Raw genomic sequence first — 21,911 nt, 5'->3', positions numbered from 1 at the left:
TTCCTAAAATAGTTTCAAAAATAACTCTAAAGAATTCAGATGGGTTATTTAGCATAATCCACCTATTTTTATTCAAAATAGAGTGTAAAAATAAATAAAGCATTTTTTAACAACTGAAAAGTAATGATGAAGAAAATCTAAATATAACCATTTCTAATATATTAGCTCTCTTCTCTTCATTAAATAGAAATCGCGGTAACTACTTATTATTTAAAAATAAATTTACTTTGCATTGTCATTTATTTATGGTGATTTTTATTACTTTTATAAAAAGATGCATTATAAATATGACAACACAAACACAACCCAATAAAAAAGGTTTTTTAAACCGAGTAGAACGTATTGGTAATATCATGCCTGATGTTACGATGCTGTTCGTTTACGCCCTAGTGATCTGCTGGGTATTTTCATTTTTCCTCTCTTTTGTACATTTTGATTATTTCCATCCAGTGACTAAAGAGAAAATTGCCGTTATTAATATGTTTCAATATGAAGAAATCATATTATTTGTGACAAGTGCAGTGAAAAATTTCATTAGCTTTCCTCCACTCGGAATAACGATTGTTGCAACATTAGGGATTGGTATTGCAGAAAGCAGTGGTTTTATTAAAACAGCTTTAAAGAAGATGCTTTCGTTTATTTCCCCTAAAATGCTAACACCAACGGTTGTATTTGTTGGTATTGTTGCGCACTTAGCGTCTGACTCAGCTTACGTTATTCTTATGCCTGTCTCCGCGATGATGTTCTATGCCAGTGGTCGTCATCCTTTAGCCGGTATCGCAGCCTCATTTGCAGGTTTGGCAGGTGGATTTACAGCAAGTTATACACCGTCAATCATTGACCCAATAATGCAAAGCTTTACTCAAGAAGCGGCGCAAATTATGGCTCCGGGATATAGCGTTAACGTTTTATGTAACTACTTTTTTAGTGTAGGCGGTACATTTGGTGTTATTTTAACTTGTTGGTATATCACTGAAAAAATTGTAGAGCCTTGGTTAAACAAAAACTGCCCTGTCTCTTCGGGGATTGATACCAAGGATGCGGAGTTGGGTGAAATCACACCAATAGAAAAACGCGCGTTCCGCTTTGCTGGTTGGGCCGTTGTGTTGATGGGAATTGGTTTATTTGCCCTATTATTACCAGAAACTTCGCCATTACGTTCGCCAGAAGGTAGCTTAACCAGCCCTAAAGCACCAATTATGCAAATTGTGGTGCCTTTACTATTTATTTTCTTCTCTGTACCCGGCTTAATCTATGGCTATATGACCAAGTCTTTTGCTTCCACAAAAGATATCGTCAAAGCGATGGAAAATATCACTAAATCGCTGATCCCATTTATCGTTTTTGCCTTTTTTGCGGCTCAGTTCCTTTACTCTTTCCAACACTCGAATTTAGGAACTTTATTAGCGTTATCGGGTGCAGAGTTGCTGCGTACGCTTAATATGCCTTCAGGTATGACGGTATTAGGTGTGATTTTGCTGACTGCTATTTTAAATATCATGATCACCTCAGCAACATCAAAATGGGCTGTTATTGCACCGGTATTAGTGCCAATGTTAATGGCTGTCGGAATTTCACCTGAATTAACGCAAGCCGCGTTCCGTGTCAGTGATTCCGCAATGAATGTGAGTACACCGATGTTCCCATTCTACCCACTGATTTTGATGTATTGCCAAAAATACTATAAAGGGGCAGGCATCGGTACACTATGCTCAATGATGATCCCTTTTACTATTGGCTTGCTCATTGTATTAACGACGACACTGTTTGTCTTCTGGGGACTCGATATTCCTCTTGGCTTTGACAGTGGATATACATGGCAACCGGCATCATAACTCGTGCTTATAAAAACAACTGTATTAGGAACAACATTATAATGAACACCCTAGGTCAAAAGTTAGAACAGCGTTTCTTCCGTTATCTGGCAATTGAAAGCCAAAGTGATGCATCTGCTTCTGTGGTACCCAGCACACAAGGGCAACTTGAGTTAGCAAAGTTACTGGCTAAAGAGCTAGAAACTTATGGACTAAAAGATATCTATATCGATTCTCATGCCATTTTATATGCAATGAGACCGGGTACTAAACCCAATGCCCCTAAAGTTGGGTTTGTTGCCCATCTTGATACTGTTGATGTGGGTATTTCGCCTGATATTCACCCTCAAACACTGCGTTATGAAGGGAAAGATCTCTGCTTAAATAAAGAGAAGGATGTCTGGTTTAAAGCCCAAGAGCACCCTGAAGCAGAACCTTATATTGGTGAAGATATTATCTTCAGTGATGGTACAAGCGTATTAGGTGCTGATAACAAAGCAGCGATCACTGTGGTTATGGAGTTAATGGATAAACTTCAACATGCTGATTTTGATTGTGGCGATATCTATGTTGCGTTTGTACCTGATGAAGAGATTGGATTACGCGGTTCTAAACTGATGGATTTATCTCGCTTCAACGTTGATTTTGCTTACACCATAGATTGCTGCGCATTAGGTGAAGTGGTGTATGAAACCTTTAATGCGGCATCAATTAAAGTGTCTGTGAAAGGTATTACTGCGCACCCAATGTCAGCGAAAAACGTATTATTAAACCCAATTCGTGTTGCTCATGATTTTATTGGCTGTTTTGACCGCTTTGATACACCAGAGCACACCGAACATCGCGAAGGTTATTTCTACGTCACTGATTTAATCGCCAACCCTGATAATGCGGTGATTAAAATGGCTATTCGTGATTTCGATAAAAAAAGCTATGAAGCACGTAAACAATATATTGCCCAATCTGTTGAACTAATACGTGCTCGTCATCCTCGCGCACAGATAGACTATGAAATTGTTGATGTATATAGCAATATTAGTGATTCGATTGGGGAAGATCGCACTGCTATCGAACTTATTTTTGAGGCGCTAAAACAGTTAGAGATCCAGCCTAACGTGATCCCAATGCGAGGCGGTACAGATGGCTCAGCACTTTCTGCAAGAGGATTACTCACACCAAACTATTTTACTGGTGCACTGAATTTCCACTCTCGTTTTGAGTTTTTACCTGTTAGCTCATTTGAAAAGAGCTATTTAGTAACAGAAATGCTGTGTCGTTTAGCTGGGCAACGCGGATAAGTGTTATTGTTTTAGCCAACAAAAAAGCGGAACCATTTTCATGGCTCCGCTTTTTTATCTAACTTAATCTAAACTAGATATCGATATTTGCAGCTTTCAGCGCATTCTCTTCGATAAAGGCACGACGAGGTTCAACCGCATCACCCATTAAAGTGGTAAATAATTCATCGGTTGCAATCGCATCTTTCACGGTAACTTGCATCATACGGCGTGTATCTGGATTCATGGTGGTTTCCCATAATTGCTCTGGGTTCATTTCACCAAGACCTTTATAACGCTGTACAGCAAGGCCACGACGTGATTCTTTTGTTAACCATTCAAGTGCTTCTTCAAAGCTTGAAATTGGCTGACGACGCTCTCCACGCTCAATAAACGCACCCTCTTCAATTAGGTTACCGATAATATCACCTAAATGAGTAATACGTTGATATTCGCTACTGTGGATAAAGTCATAATCCAGTTTGTAGTTTGTATCCACACCATAAGTACGAATACGTAACACAGGCTCAAACAGACGATTTTCATCGTTTTGAACGATAGTGTAGCTATAAGTACTGCCTTGCTCTTCCGCTTCATTTAGACGGTTAACTAAGCCACTCATCCACTCTTCAACTTTAGCTTTATCGGATAACGCATCTTCTGTTAGCGTTGAGTGATATACCAAGCTGTTTAACATGCTAAGTGGATAGATACGCTCCATACGACGAATAATCTTGTGCGCTGCATGGTAATCAACAACCAGTTTTTCAAGTTGCTCACCGTGCATTGCTGGTGCGTGTTCACTCACATAAAGTGCTGCTCCATCAAGCGCGATCGACATCAGATATTCGTCCATTGCGTCGTCATCTTTGATGTATTGCTCTTGTTTACCTTTCTTCACTTTGTAAAGTGGTGGCTGAGCAATAAAGATATGACCACGTTCGATAATTTCTGGCATTTGACGATAGAAGAATGTCAGTAGCAGAGTACGAATGTGAGAACCATCGACGTCCGCATCCGTCATGATGATAATGCTGTGATAACGCAGTTTATCTGGGTTATATTCATCACGACCGATACCACAACCTAATGCTGTAATTAACGTTGCCACTTCTTGAGAAGCCAACATTTTATCAAAGCGCGCTTTCTCAACGTTTAGGATTTTACCTTTTAACGGAAGAATAGCCTGTGTCTTACGGTTCCGCCCTTGTTTTGCAGAGCCCCCCGCAGAGTCCCCTTCCACTAAATACAGTTCAGAGAAAGCAGGATCACGTTCAGAACAGTCCGCTAATTTACCCGGTAAACCACCTAAATCTAATGCGCCTTTACGACGTGTCATCTCACGTGCTTTACGCGCTGCTTCACGAGCACGAGCGGCGTCAATGATTTTACCAACAACAATTTTCGCGTCGTTTGGATTTTCTAACAGATATTCCACCAGCTTCTCATTCATCAGCGTTTCTACCGCTGTTTTCACTTCTGAAGAAACCAGTTTATCTTTTGTTTGTGATGAGAATTTAGGATCGGGTACTTTAACAGAAACAACCGCAATCAAGCCTTCACGAGCATCATCACCCGTTGCACTGATTTTCGATTTCTTATTATACCCTTCTTTATCCATATAGTTGTTTAATGTACGCGTCATTGCAGTACGGAAACCAACTAAGTGTGTACCACCATCACGTTGTGGAATATTGTTGGTAAAGCAATAAACATTTTCTTGGAAACCATCATTCCACAGCATTCCCACTTCAACACCAATACCATCTTTTTCAGTAGAGAAATAGAATACATTTTGGTGAATTGGCGTTTTATTACGGCTTAAGTATTCAACGAATGCTTTAATACCGCCTTCATAGTGGAAATGATCTTCACGGTTATCACGTTTATCAATTAAACGGATAGAAACGCCTGAGTTCAAGAATGACAACTCGCGAAGACGTTTTGCTAAAATGTCATACTGGAATTCTGTTTCACCTTTAAAGGTTTCAAGACTTGGCCAGAAGCGAACAAATGTCCCTGATTTTTCAGTATCGCCCATCACTTTTAAGCGATCATCAGGCACACCGTGACGATAAATTTGCTGATGGATTTTTCCATCACGATGGATTGTCAGTTCGAGTTTTTCAGACAACGCATTAACAACAGAAACCCCTACACCATGAAGTCCACCAGAGACTTTATAGGAGTTATCATCGAATTTACCCCCTGCATGCAGAACGGTCATAATAACCTCTGCCGCTGAGACCCCCTCTTCTGGGTGAATGCCGGTTGGAATTCCACGACCATCATCTCGAACAGAGACGGAGTTATCTGAATGGATAGTGACAATTATCTCATCACAGAAACCCGCGAGGGCTTCGTCGATTGCGTTGTCGACCACCTCGAAGACCATGTGATGCAGACCGGTTCCATCATCTGTATCCCCGATATACATCCCCGGGCGCTTACGCACCGCATCCAGCCCTTTTAATACTTTGATACTTGAGGAGTCATATGTATTCGACATCAACGTTTCTCGCTTTATTCCTATGGTTTAACCTCTATTTTGCCACGTTCTACGCTAAATAGCCTGCTATTTACATCTAGCATATCTTTCACTTGCCCTTGTGTTATCGCACTAACAAACACTTGAGCTTGCGTAGACTTTAGACGCTCGGCTAACAACTGACGCCGACTTGCATCTAATTCGGAAGCAAAATCATCGAGCAGATACAGGCATCTTTGCCCATTCTTACGAGTGAAATATTCACCTTGTGCCAGCCTCAAAGCACACATCAACAACTTGAGCTGGCCTCGTGATAACATATCTTCTACTGGCGTGCCGTTTGCTCTAATACGTAAATCTGCTTTATGAGCACCAAGTGAGGTATACGCTAGCATTTTATCACGTTCAAATTGACGTGCTAGCAACTCACCATAATCTGTTTCTTTATCCCATCCCCGTTGAAAACTCACTTTCAACGAAAACTCAGGCAAAAACAGACGACACGTTTCTTCAATATCTTTAGTGATATCTTCGGTATATTGAGCTCGCCATTCACTTATCTGTTCTGTTAATGAGATAAGTTCTTTATCCCAAGGTATCAGTTGTCGATAAGACGTTGCTTGCCTCAGTGCTGCATTACGTTGTTTTAATACACGTTTTAAATCTGACCATGCAACAAAAAATCGAGGTTCATTATGAAAACAACCCCAATCAATAAAAGCGCGACGATATTTAGGCCCACCATTCAGTAGTGTAAAGCCTTCAGGTGTTATTAATTGCATGGGTAACAATTTTGCTAACTCTGCAATTTTATGACCATCGCTGCCATCAATACGAACTGTACTATTGCCTTCGCGATCTTTACTTAATCCAATCGCATAGCCACGGCTCTCTTCATTCAGTCCACTTAAGCGGCCATGAAGAATAAATTCATTTTCATCATGCTGGATCACGCGATTAGCTTGAGAGCTACGAAATGCGCGTCCATGACCTAGAGTGTAAATCGCTTCAAGTATACTTGTTTTACCACTCCCGTTAGGCCCAACAAGAAAATTAAAGCCATCCGCTAATGGCAGATCCGCCTGTTCAATATTTCTAAAATGACGGATCAATAAACGGGATAAAATCATGTTAGTGACTATTATAAACGCATTGGCATAACAACATAAGCAGCCGCAGAACTTGCCACATTCTCCACCTGAACACTTGAAACAGCATCTGTTAGCAATAGCTTAACTTCTTCACATTTCAATGTATTAAGTACATCAAGGAGATAACTGACATTAAAGCCAATTTCCATTTCTTCACCTTGATATTGAACATCAACAATTTCTTCTGCTTCTTCTTGCTCAGGATTATTTGCTGTAATTTTCAATTGACCATTGGTGAGGTTTATACGCACACCTCGGAATTTTTCATTGGATAAAATTGCAGCACGGGAAAATGCCTGTTTAAGAATATCACAACCCGCAGTCACTGTTTTCGTTGGGTTTTTCGGTAATACACGACGATAGTCAGGGAAACGACCATCAACCAACTTCGAGGTGAAAATAAAATCACCTACATGGGCACGTATATTGTTACTACCGATTTGCAGTTGCAGTGAGCTTTCACCACCGCCATCAAGTAAACGCATCAATTCAATGACACCTTTACGAGGAACAATAACAGAATGTCCCGGTAAAGATTGTCCAATATCCATTGAACATACCGCTAAACGGTGTCCATCTGTTGCAACTGTGCGTAACTCTGTATTTTCAGTTTCAAACAACATACCATTGAGGTAATAACGCACATCTTGATGTGCCATTGAAAACTGAGTGGACTCAATCAAACGTTTTAATGTTGCTTGAGGCAAAGTAAATTCAACTTCACTTTGCCAGTCATCTAAATTAGGAAAATCAGACGCAGGTAATGTTGATAAAGAAAAACGGCTACGACCTGAACGCACTAAAAGGCGATCACCGTCGAGCTCAACACTGATTTCAGCACCTTCTGGTAGCCCACGCCAAATATCAAAAAACTTACGCGCAGGAACAGTTGTGGCACCAATTTCATGAGATTGGCTAAGATTAACTCTTGCCACCATTTCCATTTCAAGGTCGGTCCCCGTTAGCGATAAGGTGTTTTCCGTTACCTTAAGCAATAGGTTACCTAAAATAGGTAATGTTGGACGACCACCTAAAGGGCCACTTACTTGTTGTAGCGGCTTAAGAAGCTGTTCACGTTCAATGATAAATTTCATAGCGCTAGGATGATAATGTTCTGATTAAGTTGGAAAAATCTTCTTTGATGTCATGACTCTCTTCACGCAATTGCTCTATTTTTCGGCACGCATGAAGTACAGTTGTATGATCACGACCCCCAAAGGCATCCCCGATTTCAGGCAAGCTGTGGTTTGTTAATTCCTTCGCCAGCGCCATTGCCATTTGCCTCGGACGGGCAACCGATCGAGATCTCCGCTTTGACAGTAAATCAGCGACTTTAATTTTATAATATTCAGCAACCGTTTTTTGAATATTATCAATTGTGACTAATTTTTCCTGCAAGGCGAGCAGATCACGCAATGCTTCACGTACGAAGTCGATAGTAATCGCACGACCTGTAAAGTTTGCGTTAGCAATCACTCGGTTTAATGCACCTTCAAGCTCACGGACGTTAGAACGAAGTCTTTTGGCAATAAAAAAGGCCACTTCGTCAGGTAACTGAATTTGGTTTTCATCCGCTTTTTTCATCAAAATCGCCACTCGGGTTTCAAGTTCAGGCGGCTCAATGGCAACCGTTAATCCCCAACCAAAGCGTGATTTTAATCTATCTTCAACACCATTTATCTCTTTAGGATAACGGTCTGACGTTAAAATGATTTGCTGATTACCCTCTAACAATGCGTTAAAGGTATGAAAAAATTCTTCTTGTGAACGCTCTTTATTGGCAAAAAATTGAATATCATCAATTAATAGCGCATCCACTGAACGGTAATAGCGTTTAAAGTCTTCTATCGCATTATTTTGTAACGCTTTTACCATATCTTGTACGAAACGTTCAGAATGCATATAAACGACTTTTGCATTCGCTTTACGTTCCATAATGCTGTTACCTACCGCATGTAATAAGTGCGTTTTACCAAGCCCTGTTCCACCATATAAAAAGAGTGGGTTATAAGCACCACCAGGGTTATCAGCAACTTGTCTTGCTGCAGCTCTTGCTAACTGGTTTGATTTACCTTCAACGAAGTTATCAAATTTATGTTTAGGGTTAACGTTAGAACGATAATTAAGCTCAGGCAATTGAGAAGCGGGTTGATTATCCCAACTTGGCCGAATAGGCTGACTATGCGTTGGAGCCGTATTCACCGTTGGATGTACAACCGCTTTAGGAATACTTTCCGTAGTACGTGTTGATGCGGGTTTATTACCGACTTCAAAACGTAAAGAAGGGACTTCAGAGCCACAAAAATCCACTAATAATGCGTTGATATTATTAATGTATTTTTCTCTCACCCAATCTAAAACAAAACGATTAGGTGCATACAGCGCCAGCGTATTATCGCTTAGTTCTGCCTGCAAGGGACGTATCCACATACTAAATTCAGTGGCAGGTAACTCATCCTGCAATCGGGCAAGACAATGCTGCCAAAGCGAAAGTGACACGGCGGACTCCCCTAAAAAAACAAGACTAAAAAATAAACAGGAAAAATGCAGTTAAACACTGTGTGCCTAAATACAAAGTGCACAACACCGTTCCTCTTCAATTCTTAATAAGGAACAACTCTTGGTGACAACGATTTTTTTTACATCGTGACTCACGATCGCAGACTGGCTATTCTGATCGTGACGGGGGATCATATCGCAAAATGAAACGAAGATCCTCTTTCTTTTGCACAGTTTTTATGGTTTTTATCCACAGGCTTGCTGATTTACGATAATTCACCAAATGAAATATGCAAAGGCGTTCTAGTGTACTTGAGTCGTCCTATAAATAGCAATTGGGGATAACTTTCTCTTTGCATAAATCTCTCTTTCTTATAGTAAGTGATCAAATATCTCTCATTTGATCCACTAAAGATCCTTGCGCTTTCACCATGAGTCCGTATAATCTTGCACCCTGCGTGCTTGTACCAACAAAGTCACTTATTAAGACCTTTTTTAGGTCGCTAATAAGCGTACTCGTTGCGCATAAGTCAGGATTGATTATCGGGTTTGCTAAAAAAGACGACAAAAATCGGTACTTAAAGCGTCATCTTCATTGACGCATTTGAGTGATTTTATTACAATCCCGCATCTTTCCATCATTGATGCTGCGATTGAAGTACCGGTTTGTTTATTTATTGCACGCCTGTCTGTCAACGCATTTGCTGAATCAGTAATAATATTAAGTAGGTAGAAATCGCCATGAAACGCACTTTTCAACCGTCTGTACTGAAGCGCAACCGTAACCACGGCTTCCGCGCTCGTATGGCCACTAAAAATGGTCGTCAGGTTCTGGCTCGCCGTCGTGCGAAAGGCCGCGCTCGTCTGACCGTTTCTTCGAAATAATAAAAGCTAACCATTCCGTGGTTAAGCTCGCTTTTCCAAGGGAGTTACGTTTGTTAACTCCCAAGCATTTCAATTTTGTTTTCCAGCAACCACAACGTGCGAGTTCTCCAGAAGTTACTATTTTGGGTCGCCAGAATGAGCTGGGGCATCCCCGCATCGGTCTAACAATCGCAAAGAAAAACGTTAAACGTGCTCATGAGCGTAATCGCATTAAACGATTAGCCCGTGAATACTTTCGTTTACATCAGCATGAATTACCGCCGATGGATTTTGTGCTATTAGTAAGAAAAGGGGTTGCTGAACTTGATAACCATCAATTGACGGAAGTATTGGGTAAATTATGGCGTCGTCATTGTCGCTTGGCTCAAAAGTCCTGATCTTGCTGATTAGGGGCTATCAACTGGGGATTAGTCCTCTGTTGGGGCCTCGTTGTCGTTTTAATCCTACATGCTCTAATTACGGAATTGAGGCATTGCGCAGGTTTGGAATGATAAAAGGTAGTTGGTTAACAGTGAAACGCATATTAAAATGCCACCCTTTACACGAAGGTGGTGATGATCCTGTCCCACCTAGAAAAAACGACGATAACAGAGAAAATTAACGATGGATTCGCAACGCAATCTTCTATTCATCGCTTTGCTGTTCGTTTCTTTCCTGATCTGGCAGCAGTGGGAGGGTGATAAAGTTTCACAAAACACCACCACTACTGCTCAGGTCTCGCAACAAGCGGACGTGCCAAGCAGTGATAGTCTTGCTGTAACTGGTAACAGCAATGAGCAGGCAAAATTGATTACCGTAAAAACTGACGTACTTGATATTCGTATCAATACTCAGGGCGGTACTATCGATGAGGCTGATTTGTTAGCCTATCCCGCCGAGCTTAATTCACAGACACCTTTCCGTTTACTGGAAACTACACCACAATTCCTGTATCAGGCTCAAAGTGGCTTAATCGGCCCAGATGGCCCAGATCAGAAATCTCGCCCAGTTTATAATGCTGATAAAAACGAATTCGTACTTGGTGAAAACCAAGATGAATTACGTGTACCTATGACTTTCGTAAATGAAGAAGGTGTGAAATTCGTCAAAACCTTCATTCTGAAGAAAGGTCAGTACGATATCGGTATTGAGTACAAAATTGAGAATACAACAGATAAAACGCTGACCATGAACTTCTACGGCCAGTTAAAACAATCTGTTAAATTGCCAGAAAGCCGTGATACAGGTAGTAGCAACTTTGCACTACACACTTATCGTGGTGCGGCATACTCATCAGATGAAACCAACTATAAAAAATATAGTTTTGGTGATATCGAAGATAAAAACTTATCTCTAACCACGAATAATGGTTGGGTTGCAATGTTACAACAATACTTTGCAACAGCATGGATCCCTTCTAAAGATAGTCAGAACAATAGCTTCTACTCTATCACTTTAGAAAACAAATCTATTGCTCTGATTGGTTATAAATCAGCACCGGTGACAATTGCACCAAATAGCAGTGCTGATATCAGCTCAACATTATGGGTTGGCCCTGAAATTCAGTCAGAAATGTCAGCCATTGCGCCACATTTAGATCTGTCTGTTGACTACGGTTGGTTATGGTTTATCTCTCAACCACTGTTTAAACTGCTGAAATTCCTTCACAGCTTTATCGGTAACTGGGGCTTCTCCATCATCATGATCACCTTTATCGTTCGTGGTATCATGTACCCGCTGACTAAAGCACAGTACACCTCCATGGCGAAAATGCGTTTACTGCAACCAAAACTGGCTGCACTGCGTGAACGTATTGGGGATGACAAACAGCGTATGAGCCAAGAAATGATGGCGTTATACAAACAAGAGAAAGTAAATCCTCTGGGTGGTTGTTTACCATTACTTATCCAGATGCCAATCTTCCTTGCGTTGTATTACATGCTGATGGGCTCTGTTGAATTACGTCATGCACCGTTTATGTTATGGATCCAAGACTTATCTGCACAAGATCCGTACTACATCCTGCCATTATTAATGGGTGTGACAATGTTCATCATTCAGAAACTGTCTCCAACAGCAGTCACTGATCCGATGCAACAAAAAATCATGACCTTTATGCCGGTTGTGTTTACCGTATTCTTCCTGTGGTTCCCATCAGGTCTAGTTCTGTACTATATCGTCAGTAACTTAGTGACCATTATCCAGCAGCAGTTAATTTACCGTGGTCTGGAAAAACGTGGCTTACACAGCAGAGACAAAAAATAAGGTCACATGAGGAAAAGCCTCTTCCTTGGTTACATTCAAAGGAAAGTGACATAAAATAGCGAAGGCGGTCTGCAATGACCGCCTTCTGTTTTTTATATTGATATGATTATTCTGATTAAGCGAGTACACCATGCATAGCACTGATACTATCGTCGCTCAGGCCACACCTCCGGGAAGAGGCGGTGTTGGTATCCTACGCGTTTCTGGCCCTAAAGCTGCCCTTGTAGCACAAACCATTTTAGGCAAGTTGCCTAAACCTCGTTATGCCGATTATCTGCCATTTCGCAATGATGACAACTCAGTACTTGATCAGGGTATCGCCCTTTTCTTCCCTAATCCGAACTCATTTACGGGTGAAGATGTTCTAGAACTACAAGGCCATGGTGGCCCCGTTATTCTGGATTTATTACTAAAACGTATTTTACAAATCCCTGGTGTGCGTATTGCTAATCCTGGTGAGTTTTCTGAACGTGCGTTTTTAAATGACAAACTCGATTTAGCACAAGCAGAAGCGATTGCCGATTTAATTGATGCCAGCTCAGAACAAGCAGCTCGTTCAGCAATTAATTCACTACAAGGTGCATTTTCCTCTCATATTAACGAGATGGTAGAGTCATTAACGCACTTACGTATCTATGTTGAAGCAGCCATTGATTTCCCTGATGAAGAGATTGATTTTCTTTCTGACGGTATCATCGAAGGAAAACTTAACGCCGTTATTGCTGAATTAGATGATGTTCGTGCTCAAGCTCGCCAAGGTAGCTTGTTACGTGAAGGAATGAAAGTGGTTATCGCAGGTCGCCCTAATGCAGGTAAATCAAGCCTATTAAATGCATTAGCAGGCCGAGAAGCTGCCATTGTCACGGATATTGCGGGTACAACCCGTGATGTGTTGCGTGAACATATTCATATTGATGGTATGCCTTTGCATATTATCGACACCGCAGGCTTACGTGAAGCCAGTGATGAAGTTGAACGCATTGGTATTGAACGTGCTTGGAAAGAGATTGAGCAAGCAGACAGAGTGCTATTTATGGTTGATAGCACCACAACCGATGCCACAACACCTGAAGATATCTGGCCTGAATTTATGGCTCGTTTACCAAAAACCTTGCCTGTCACTGTTATTCGTAACAAATCGGATTTAACAGGGGAAAATGTCGAGATCACGGCACAAGGTAACTACCCGATGATCCGCTTATCTGCTCGTGATGGAATGGGTATCGAGTTACTACGCGATCACCTGAAAGAAGCGATGGGCTTTAATAGCAATACTGAAGGTGGTTTCTTGGCTCGCCGCCGCCATTTACAGGCATTAAATACCGCAGCGGAACATCTACAGCAAGGCCATGAACAATTGGTTTATGCAAAATCCGGTGAATTGTTGGCAGAAGAGTTAAGACTGGCTCAGCAAGCATTAAGTGAGATCACCGGTGAATTTACTTCAGATGACTTATTAGGCCGTATTTTCTCAAGTTTCTGCATCGGGAAGTAAGTTTTAGTCCATCTTCGTCCGTAAACGTTCACTAACCCGCATTAACTGTATGTTAATACGGGTTTTTACTTTCCATACTGGTCTATAGTCGTGCAGGTTTATCCGCGATTTTTGTACACTATAGAGGTGAAATATGGCACTTTCAGATACTAAACTACGTACACTTGCTTTCCCCCTGACAACCTGCCAATTATGACTGGCTGTTGATTGAAGTTCTTCCTACAGGACGAAAAATCTAGCGTTCCTGCTACCGCTTTGACAACAAATCGCATAAGATCACTCGGGGCTAATACCCAGTATTCTCACTTACAGAAGCACGGCTTTCGTGTGAAAATTGTCGCTCAATAGTGGTCCGTGGCATCAATCCGACGCAGAAAAAGCTGGAAGAAAAGCTTAAACAGAAAGACCCAACGACAGTTAAAATATTCACCAAACACTGTCTGACCGATATCGTTGAAAAAAGTAACCGCAATCCGAGCAACATCATTCACGTTATCGAGAAGGACATCATTCCCTCATCGGGAAGCTTAAACTCGAAGACTCACAACTACACATATTCAAGTCATGCTCGACCGTATCAAACAACGCTTAACTGCGTGGCGCGTACGCTGGATATACACGTCGAGGATTTTGTTATTCATGACTTCCAGCATACTACCAGCACATTGTGCTCCATGAGCAAAGCTACAACTCAGACTGGATGGAGAATGCCTGGCACATAAGATCAGTGGCGTTAGCGGTGTCTACAACCGTGCAGAGTACCTAAATCAGCACCGGGCTTGGGTGGACTTTGTTGAGGCGCAGATTGAGATTATAAGGAAGCTTATCATTTGACAATTCAGGAAGGGTTACAATATAACCAACTGAATAATATAAAAATAATAGTTTCTGATTAGAATATATTATCTAACCAGTTGAAAAAAATGCACTTCTCAACCATAATAACATCACTCTTTAGCGTTAGGCTTTAATTTATAGCCTTGTCGAGCGTTTCGCCAGACACTAACTTATTGAGTACTTTTAGGGTTGCGCTAGAAAGTTTTCTACCGATCCTAGAAGTCTCTAGGATCGGTAGAAAACTTTCTAGCGCCTCCTCTAGTAAAGAGTAAAAAACGAGCAAAGTAATATTGCTCGTTTTTTTCATCAGCGGAAGATAAATCAAAAATATATAACGTTTAAATCAATGTTTGAAGAAACTATTAAAAAACAATTTGAATTGTTAGATATAAGTAACTTCAATGTTGATATATCTCATCGCCTTCTTTTCGTGTGTGGTGGCAAAGTCGATATACGTGCACCAATTCCACCCAGTTTTAGGGATAGACTACTTACTTACACAGCAAAACATGTCCCTGAACTTCACGAGCATTTCATTCTAGCTGAAACATTCAAAGATTATTTTAAAGAGAATGCCTACCCAGACCTTCTAGTATTCGAAGATGATATAGCTAGTATTTCATCTCTTATTATCATATTCTTAGAAAGTCCTGGATCATTAGTTGAGTTAGGTATATTTTGCAACAAATCAGAACTATTTAAAAAAATACTGATTGTTGCTTCAGAGCAAGAAGTATCCGGTGAGGACTCATTCATTTATTTAGGCCCACTTGAGTACATTAAAAAGAAAGTTTCATCCTCTGTTGTAATCTACCCGTGGCCAGATCCTGAAGTCTTAAAATACGATGATGATTTTCTTGATGATTTATGTGTAAATATAAAAGAAAAACTTTCGTCAATCCCAAAAACAGAACAATTCAATAAGAATAATTCTGGGCATATAGCACTTCTGATTACTGAAATTATATCTCTTTGCTTCCCAATACAACTTAGTGAAATAGAATCAGCCCTAAATTCATTAGGGATTAATATTTCAACAAAAATCATTAATAGATCAATTTATTTACTTCAGAAAGTTGGTTTTATAGACGTTTTATCATATAGCTCAAACAAATATTACTTTCCATTAAAAGAGCGCAAATGGGTAAAATTTGGTAAAACTAAAGATAATAAACTCATAGATAATCAACAATTAACAATGAAGTTTAGACAATCTTTTGTAATATTAACCGATCCATTATCAAAACGAAGAATTACAGCGCTACGTCAAATAATAGCAAAAAAAGAAATGGCTGAGGAGATTTAATTAATGGATATATTACAGCATATTTCAGACTTACTGTTAACTAAGAAAAGTGAAATCATTTCTTTTTCATTGACGGCTCCTTATCGATATAAAATATATAGAATTGCAAAAAGGAACTCAGACAAGAAGAGAACTATTGCACATCCTTCGAAAGAGCTAAAATTTATACAACGAGCAATTACTGAGTATTTATCCGATAAATTACCCGTTCACGAATGCGCATTTGCATATAAAAAAGGTAGTAGCATTAAGACCAACGCTCAAATCCATCTTCATACAAAATACTTATTGAAGATGGATTTTGAAAATTTTTTCCCTAGCATAACACCACGTCTATTTTTCTCAAAGTTACGACTTGCAAATATCGATTTAACTGCAGATGATAAAGTAATACTTGAGAATATCTTATTCTTCAAATCCAAGAGGAATAGTAATTTGAGATTAAGCATTGGAGCACCAAGCTCGCCTTTAATATCAAATTTTGTGATGTACTTTTGGGATATTGAGGTTCAAAAGATATGCTCTAAGATAGGCGTTAACTATACTCGTTATGCTGATGATTTAACCTTTTCAACAAATAATAAAGATATTTTGTTTGATATACCTGACATGCTTGAAAACATACTACCAAAATATTCTTTAGGTAAGATTAGAATCAATCATGAAAAAACAGTATTTTCTTCAAAAGGACATAATCGTCACGTTACTGGTATAACTCTAACAAACGATAATAAATTATCTATAGGTAGAGAAAGGAAAAGAAAAATCTCTGCCATGATCCATCATTTTATAAATGAGAAATTACCTAATGACGAATGCAATAAATTAGTAGGGCTACTTGCATTTGCTAAAAATATTGAGCCTTCGTTTTATAAAAGTATGGTTGTTAAATATGGATCTGATAATATTTATAAATTACAAAAACAAAGAGACAAATAACTTCTGATGCACTTTTATAGACACCAGAGTTTTTATTGATTATGCCCAGAGCAAATTGGAATAAGTTTTTCTAACCGTATTACATTATAGCTTGACTTGGCTTAGCCATGGATATTCCAAAAGAATTAATTTTCAAATCCTAAAAACAGTTTCCCATAGCTTCTTCCTGTTCTAAGACAAACTGCGACCCGTAAGCAACTCCTTTGGAAGTCAATCCCTCGAGCTGAAACCGACCTCCTGTCCCAATACAGGTGACCACACCTTTTATCGCTACCCTGTTACAAACGTAGCGACAGACAGAATACTGTAGAGAAATCGGACAACATTGCCGAAGGCTTTGCTTTCGTACTTCCTAATGAATGTACAAAACACGGCGTCACTTTTAAGATCATAAGCAAGTGAAAGTGACGCCAGCGCGCAGATCAGTTTCAACCCAGCTATCGCCTGCAAATCCACTGCAACAAACAGTCTAAAACTCAAACAGATGTCAGAAATTCGCTTACTAGTATGAAGCGAAGATGTATGATAAAGATGGTTTATGGAATCAAGAATTATGAAAATTCAAATTAAACAAATGATTACTGAAAAACACTGTCTATCAGTAGGACATCAGAATGGGGTTAAAAAAGGGTATTACGTTGTGTGGTCAGCAAACTTTCAGCAGTAGCACCTAGCAAAGGTACTGATTATTCATTATATACTTTTGTGTCCTTGAATGTGCCCATAGCCATGTTTTGAAGGTAATGCATCGCTGATGTATTAACGAGTTAGCTCGATTTTCAAGCTTCTGTATTGGGAAGTAACCATTAAATCTTACCTGCTATACCGTGTAAACCTTAACTTAACGGTTATAGCAGGTAAAGTCGGATTTACACGCTATAACCACTAAATCTTGATCTACACGCTATAACCGGTATATTAGATATTAACGCCTATAACCGGTAGAAGATGATGATTATAATTAACGCCTATCAACTCAGTGTCCATCTAAAAGATGTCCGATTAACAAAAAAACTTTCTCAAGGTAAAGTCGCCCAAAAAGTGGGAATTCGACAAGACACCGTGTCCAATTTTGAACTTAATCCTAATTCCACCAAGCTAGAAACCTTTTTTAAACTGCTCTCCGCACTAAATTTAGAGATGGAAATTCATCCTAAAGATGCTAAAAATAATTTAGCACACAAAAGTGAATGGAAAGAGGAGTGGTAAATGGCGAGCCTTGATGTGTATATTAATGAATATTATGTGGGTATTTTTACTAAAAAAAGCTCAGGTGCGCATTCATTCCAATATGCTGAAGATTGGGTTAATCAACCAGGAAGTCGCCCTATATCTCTTTCTATGCCACTACAACTTCAAGAATATCAAGGAGATTGTGTCTATAATTTCTTTGATAATCTTTTACCTGATAATCCTGAAATTAGAAATCGTATTGTGAGTCGCTATAATGCAAACTCAAATCAACCATTTGATCTATTAACTGCCGTGGGTGCAGATACGGTTGGTGCATTACGGTTACTTCCTAGTAGTAGTACGCCAGCTAATATAAAAAAAATAGAATATAACAAACTTGATAACGCTGAACTTGAAAAAATACTATTAGGATATCAATCCAATACACCACTCGGTATGCTTGAAGAATATACTGATTTCAGAATTTCTATCGCTGGAGCGCAAGAAAAAACAGCATTACTTTTAAAAGATGATCATTGGTGTGTGCCACACAATAATACGCCGACTACACATATTATTAAGCTACCCATTGGTGTTATTGAAGGGCATTCCTATACAATGGATTTATCCGATAGTGTAGAAAATGAATATCTTTGTACCTTAATTGCCAAAGAATTTGATCTTCCTGTTCCTCACTGTTTTATTGTTAAAACAGAAAATATTAAAGCGCTTGCTGTAGAACGCTTTGATAGAAAATACTCATCAGATAAATCGTGGATAATCCGCTTACCCCAAGAAGATTTTTGCCAAATTCTAAATATACCTTCAGCTCTAAAATATGAAAATGAAGGGGGGCCTGGCATTATTGATATCAATGAATTATTTGCTTGGTTCATCAAATGCTGATCAAGACCGTTTTCATTTTATGAAGGCACAAGTACTATTTTGGCTTTTAGCTGCAACAGATGGGCATGCAAAGAATTTCTCTGTTTTTATCAATCAAGAAGGACGTTTTCACCTCACGCCTCTTTATGACATCATGTCTATCTATCCCAATTTTGGAGGACGAGGACTTAATCCACGAGATGCAAAACTCGCTATGGGATTACAGGCAAGCCGAGGCAAAAAATATGCCATAGAGCAAATTTTTCCTCGCCATTTTTACCAAACAGCTGAAGCAGCCAGTTTCGATCCTTCATTGATGACTGATATTCTTCGTTATTTTTATAAAGAAATGGACGATGCCATCAAGCGCGTAAAACAACAACTACCTGATGATTTTCCTTCTGAAATTAGCAGTAAAATATTGAATGGAATGAAAACACGCTCTGCAAGATTAGCCCATATTTAGCAGCTTACCTGCTATACCGTGTAAACCTTAACTTAACGGTTATAGCAGGTAAAGTTCGATTTACACGCTATAGTCGTTTTTTAATAATTAAGTGATAGCTTTACTCATCTTTGTAGTTTGTTTTTTAAACAATTAATCCTTATTTATACTAATCAACATTACTATATTTTCCAGAAAGAAAATCATAGGAGATATCAATGGCCACGACTTCTTTTAGTAAAAATTTTATTGTTAAGGACAAACAGTCTATTGAACTTATACAGAATGCTTTAAGTTATCCTCGACATATAAAAATAGTAAAACGGAATTACGAAACAGAAAATAGACAAGGAATTGCGTTATTAAAACAACGATTATCCAACTTGGAAAACTACTAAAAGAGTTTGGTAAAGAAACAACAATTAAGCTCTTAGGTAGTTTTTCTAATAATTTAAATAGTGACGTTGAGAAATTTTTAACTTCTTCTACTAAAGCAATAAGATTTGAGCAAACTAATAATGCACGAACCTATTTAATATTAAATGATAATGGTGAAATTCTTGCTTACTTCTCTTTATCCTTTAAAGTTAATCTTGAATGTTATGCCGTCTTATCAGAAGCAAAAACTCTTATTGGTGGTAGGATCATTATATTAGAATGCGAAAATAATAAAAATCTAATTCAACTTTATGAAAGACATGGTTTTACACTAATTGAAACCGAAAACAATTGTCCTTATTCTCTTCGAACTCTTTATATTCATATTATTGAAGAATAAAAATAAATTAAATATCAATAAATAATACGTAGTTAAATATTTATTTTTACATTTAATAAATAAAATTTATTACGCAATCGTTTACTTTTTATTTTTTCTATCTTGAATAAAGAACAATATATCTAACACGTATTAATACCATTATTAAATGTGCATTTTAATGATCTAAATATAGAAAATCAGTCAATGACAATGCTAAACTTCGTTTTTAGTTAACTGGGTAAATATCCCCCTTATATTTAAGAGTCTATCGTGAGAACGCTTTATTTTACTGCGCTGACAACAGGCATTCTTTCTGCCATTTGGGCATTTATTGCTAATCAATTTGATTTATTAAGCTGGGCTGGCTTTTTGGGTTGCACCGCCTATTTTGCTTATCCTAAAGAAGGTATTAAAGGATTAGCTGTCACTATGGCTACCATTATGAGTGGCGTGATTTGGGCATTGGCGATTATTTACGGTAGCCAAATCTTTAGTGATATTTCTATTTTTGGCTATGCTGTCACAGGTGTTATTGCCTTTGTGATGTGTATTCAAGCTAAAAGTGTACTACTTGCTTATATTCCCGGCACCTTTATTGGAGCATGCACTATATTTGCCGCTCAAGGGGATCTTTCTCAAACCATCCCTTCATTAATTGTCGGTGTTTTATTTGGTTATGCCATGAAAATGAGTGGACTTTGGGTGGCCAATAAATGGCCAAAAACAGCGTAATTTATTTATGCTAACTTAAATCTAAAAGCGGTATTTAGTCATGCTAAAGCCGCTTTTTTATTACTCCAAAATATAGTGTTCCAACAATAGGAACATAACCTGATAACGTTATGTAAACCTTAGGAAATAACGTAAAACAAAAATTCTGTTGAGTGCTTTCATTCGTTTATTAATTTAATTGAAAATCTAACGAGACAATTAAAGGGTTCAATAAGTTTTCGGGTTTAGGACCTATGGGTTTTACGCGTTTAACCGCAGCAATAGCCGCATTATCAAGGGAAGAAATCCCAGAAGTACTTTCTATCTCAACCCTTGAAATCACACCTTCTGATGTGAGTGAAAAACTGACCACCACCTGACCTTCATGTTGCATACGACGTGCTTGTGATGGATAACGTTTATGACGCTCTATTTCTCGACGCAGTGAACTAATATAGTGATTATCAGATTCGCCTTGCCCTATTCCTTTCTCGCTTAATGCATGACTTCTTCCTGCTAACGAACTTGCCGTATGTTGCGTTAAGTTTTCTGCCGAGGCTTCTGAAGTCGTTTGCACTATTTGGCTTTCTAAATCACGTTGTTTTGTCGGCTCTACTTTTTCTTGCACCACCTGTTTTTTTACGGGTGTAATTGGTTTTGGTTTTATAGGTGTGGGCTTTTCTTTTATTTTTTCAGGTATTTTCTTTGGTGCTTCAACAAACTCCCCTTTTTCGGCAATGGGTAAAACAATAGGCGTTTCTTGTGGCTCCGTTTCCACTAAAGGTTCCGGCACGACTGTTGATTGTTGAGGCGGTGAAAATACCACTTGGTAAACGGATAATGTATTTTCTTGTTGCTGATGAATATGGTGCGCACTTTCTGTCATAGAAAGTGAACGTAACACCCAACTTAATATGGCGATATAAACTAACGATATGCCAATCAGCCAATAATAAATATTAAGCGGTTGCCTGACAGAAAGTGCCAACATAAATAAAAGCT

The 21,911-nt window shown here is 38.9% G+C and carries 16 protein-coding genes and 2 pseudogenes; 13 read left to right on the top strand and 5 right to left on the bottom strand.

What is annotated here, in order from left to right; translation table 11 throughout:
* Positions 1-287 precede the first annotated feature (287 nt).
* Together NBG71_RS17485 and pepT are read left to right on the top strand one after the other, a co-directional pair.
* Complete coding sequence (locus tag NBG71_RS17485) at positions 288-1,835, top strand: AbgT family transporter (RefSeq protein ID WP_075673266.1); 1,548 nt, start codon at positions 288-290, stop codon at positions 1,833-1,835.
* 41 nt (positions 1,836-1,876) lie between these two features.
* Entirely contained in the window at positions 1,877-3,112 is a 1,236-nt protein-coding gene (gene pepT / locus NBG71_RS17480) for a peptidase T (RefSeq protein WP_231040227.1), read from the top strand.
* A gap of 73 nt (positions 3,113-3,185) precedes the next feature.
* Here pepT and gyrB read toward each other — a convergent pair whose 3' ends face one another.
* From gyrB to dnaA, 4 genes are read right to left on the bottom strand one after another with little or no spacing between them, the layout of a single operon-like run.
* Positions 3,186-5,600 (bottom strand): DNA topoisomerase (ATP-hydrolyzing) subunit B, encoded by a 2,415-nt coding sequence (gyrB, locus tag NBG71_RS17475; RefSeq protein WP_250917051.1) that lies wholly within the window; start codon positions 5,598-5,600, stop codon positions 3,186-3,188.
* A 20-nt stretch (positions 5,601-5,620) separates the two neighbouring features.
* Positions 5,621-6,709 (bottom strand): DNA replication/repair protein RecF, encoded by a 1,089-nt coding sequence (gene recF, locus NBG71_RS17470; RefSeq protein WP_164530224.1) that lies wholly within the window; start codon positions 6,707-6,709, stop codon positions 5,621-5,623.
* A gap of 11 nt (positions 6,710-6,720) precedes the next feature.
* Positions 6,721-7,824, bottom strand: coding sequence for a DNA polymerase III subunit beta (gene dnaN, locus NBG71_RS17465; RefSeq protein WP_075673270.1), 1,104 nt, complete (start codon positions 7,822-7,824; stop codon positions 6,721-6,723).
* Between the two features lie 4 nt (positions 7,825-7,828).
* Positions 7,829-9,229 (bottom strand): chromosomal replication initiator protein DnaA, encoded by a 1,401-nt coding sequence (gene dnaA, locus NBG71_RS17460; protein WP_075673271.1) that lies wholly within the window; start codon positions 9,227-9,229, stop codon positions 7,829-7,831.
* A 741-nt stretch (positions 9,230-9,970) separates the two neighbouring features.
* Here dnaA and rpmH point away from each other — a divergent pair.
* The 11 genes and pseudogenes from rpmH to NBG71_RS17405 all read left to right on the top strand — a co-directional run bounded on the left by rpmH (position 9,971) and on the right by NBG71_RS17405 (position 20,930).
* Entirely contained in the window at positions 9,971-10,114 is a 144-nt protein-coding gene (gene rpmH, locus NBG71_RS17455) for a 50S ribosomal protein L34 (RefSeq protein ID WP_004246509.1), read from the top strand.
* Positions 10,115-10,131: 17 nt separating this feature from the next.
* Positions 10,132-10,491 (top strand): ribonuclease P protein component, encoded by a 360-nt coding sequence (rnpA, locus tag NBG71_RS17450; RefSeq protein ID WP_071788569.1) that lies wholly within the window; start codon positions 10,132-10,134, stop codon positions 10,489-10,491.
* Positions 10,455-10,715, top strand: coding sequence for a membrane protein insertion efficiency factor YidD (yidD, locus tag NBG71_RS17445; RefSeq protein ID WP_072064717.1), 261 nt, complete (start codon positions 10,455-10,457; stop codon positions 10,713-10,715). The genes rnpA and yidD overlap by 37 nt, the downstream gene beginning before the upstream one ends.
* Positions 10,716-10,717: 2 nt before the next feature.
* The gene (gene yidC, locus NBG71_RS17440) at positions 10,718-12,358 is read left to right on the top strand and encodes a membrane protein insertase YidC (protein ID WP_075673272.1); all 1,641 of its coding nucleotides are present in this window, start codon (positions 10,718-10,720) and stop codon (positions 12,356-12,358) included.
* A 130-nt stretch (positions 12,359-12,488) separates the two neighbouring features.
* A complete protein-coding gene (gene mnmE, locus NBG71_RS17435; protein WP_250917050.1) occupies positions 12,489-13,853 on the top strand; it encodes a tRNA uridine-5-carboxymethylaminomethyl(34) synthesis GTPase MnmE in 1,365 nt (454 codons plus the stop codon).
* A 133-nt stretch (positions 13,854-13,986) separates the two neighbouring features.
* A pseudogene (locus NBG71_RS17430) lies at positions 13,987-14,687 on the top strand (Arm DNA-binding domain-containing protein).
* 349 nt (positions 14,688-15,036) lie between these two features.
* Complete coding sequence (locus NBG71_RS17425; protein ID WP_250917049.1) at positions 15,037-15,996, top strand: retron St85 family effector protein; 960 nt, start codon at positions 15,037-15,039, stop codon at positions 15,994-15,996.
* 3 nt (positions 15,997-15,999) lie between these two features.
* Positions 16,000-16,935: a retron St85 family RNA-directed DNA polymerase gene (locus NBG71_RS17420; RefSeq protein ID WP_250917048.1), complete on the top strand. Its 936-nt coding sequence runs from the start codon at positions 16,000-16,002 to the stop codon at positions 16,933-16,935.
* Between the two features lie 951 nt (positions 16,936-17,886).
* The gene (locus tag NBG71_RS17415) at positions 17,887-18,144 is read left to right on the top strand and encodes a helix-turn-helix domain-containing protein (protein WP_072070485.1); all 258 of its coding nucleotides are present in this window, start codon (positions 17,887-17,889) and stop codon (positions 18,142-18,144) included.
* Positions 18,145-19,459 (top strand): annotated as a pseudogene (locus NBG71_RS17410) (type II toxin-antitoxin system HipA family toxin). It abuts the gene before it with no gap.
* Between the two features lie 1,009 nt (positions 19,460-20,468).
* Entirely contained in the window at positions 20,469-20,930 is a 462-nt protein-coding gene (locus NBG71_RS17405; RefSeq protein WP_164530788.1) for a DUF1097 domain-containing protein, read from the top strand.
* 169 nt (positions 20,931-21,099) lie between these two features.
* Here NBG71_RS17405 and NBG71_RS17400 read toward each other — a convergent pair whose 3' ends face one another.
* Positions 21,100-21,900, bottom strand: coding sequence for an energy transducer TonB (locus NBG71_RS17400; protein WP_075673275.1), 801 nt, complete (start codon positions 21,898-21,900; stop codon positions 21,100-21,102).
* Positions 21,901-21,911 lie beyond the last annotated feature (11 nt).

Origin of the sequence: Proteus sp. FZP2095 (assembly GCF_023701425.1) — a bacterium.
GTDB lineage: Bacteria > Pseudomonadota > Gammaproteobacteria > Enterobacterales > Enterobacteriaceae > Proteus > Proteus cibarius.
Note: the sequence above shows the minus strand (reverse complement) of the source record. Positions and strands in the feature narration are given on the sequence as shown.

Coding starts and splice junctions, on each gene's coding strand:
- mnmE (WP_250917050.1), top strand. CDS start 12,489: ATGCATAGCACTGATACTATCGTCGCTCAGGCCACACCTCCGGGAAGA.
- yidC (WP_075673272.1), top strand. CDS start 10,718: ATGGATTCGCAACGCAATCTTCTATTCATCGCTTTGCTGTTCGTTTCT.
- NBG71_RS17425 (WP_250917049.1), top strand. CDS start 15,037: ATGTTTGAAGAAACTATTAAAAAACAATTTGAATTGTTAGATATAAGT.
- yidD (WP_072064717.1), top strand. CDS start 10,455: ATGGCGTCGTCATTGTCGCTTGGCTCAAAAGTCCTGATCTTGCTGATT.
- pepT (WP_231040227.1), top strand. CDS start 1,877: ATGAACACCCTAGGTCAAAAGTTAGAACAGCGTTTCTTCCGTTATCTG.
- NBG71_RS17415 (WP_072070485.1), top strand. CDS start 17,887: ATGATTATAATTAACGCCTATCAACTCAGTGTCCATCTAAAAGATGTC.
- recF (WP_164530224.1), bottom strand. CDS start 6,709: ATGATTTTATCCCGTTTATTGATCCGTCATTTTAGAAATATTGAACAG.
- NBG71_RS17420 (WP_250917048.1), top strand. CDS start 16,000: ATGGATATATTACAGCATATTTCAGACTTACTGTTAACTAAGAAAAGT.
- rpmH (WP_004246509.1), top strand. CDS start 9,971: ATGAAACGCACTTTTCAACCGTCTGTACTGAAGCGCAACCGTAACCAC.
- NBG71_RS17400 (WP_075673275.1), bottom strand. CDS start 21,900: ATGTTGGCACTTTCTGTCAGGCAACCGCTTAATATTTATTATTGGCTG.
- gyrB (WP_250917051.1), bottom strand. CDS start 5,600: ATGTCGAATACATATGACTCCTCAAGTATCAAAGTATTAAAAGGGCTG.
- dnaN (WP_075673270.1), bottom strand. CDS start 7,824: ATGAAATTTATCATTGAACGTGAACAGCTTCTTAAGCCGCTACAACAA.
- NBG71_RS17485 (WP_075673266.1), top strand. CDS start 288: ATGACAACACAAACACAACCCAATAAAAAAGGTTTTTTAAACCGAGTA.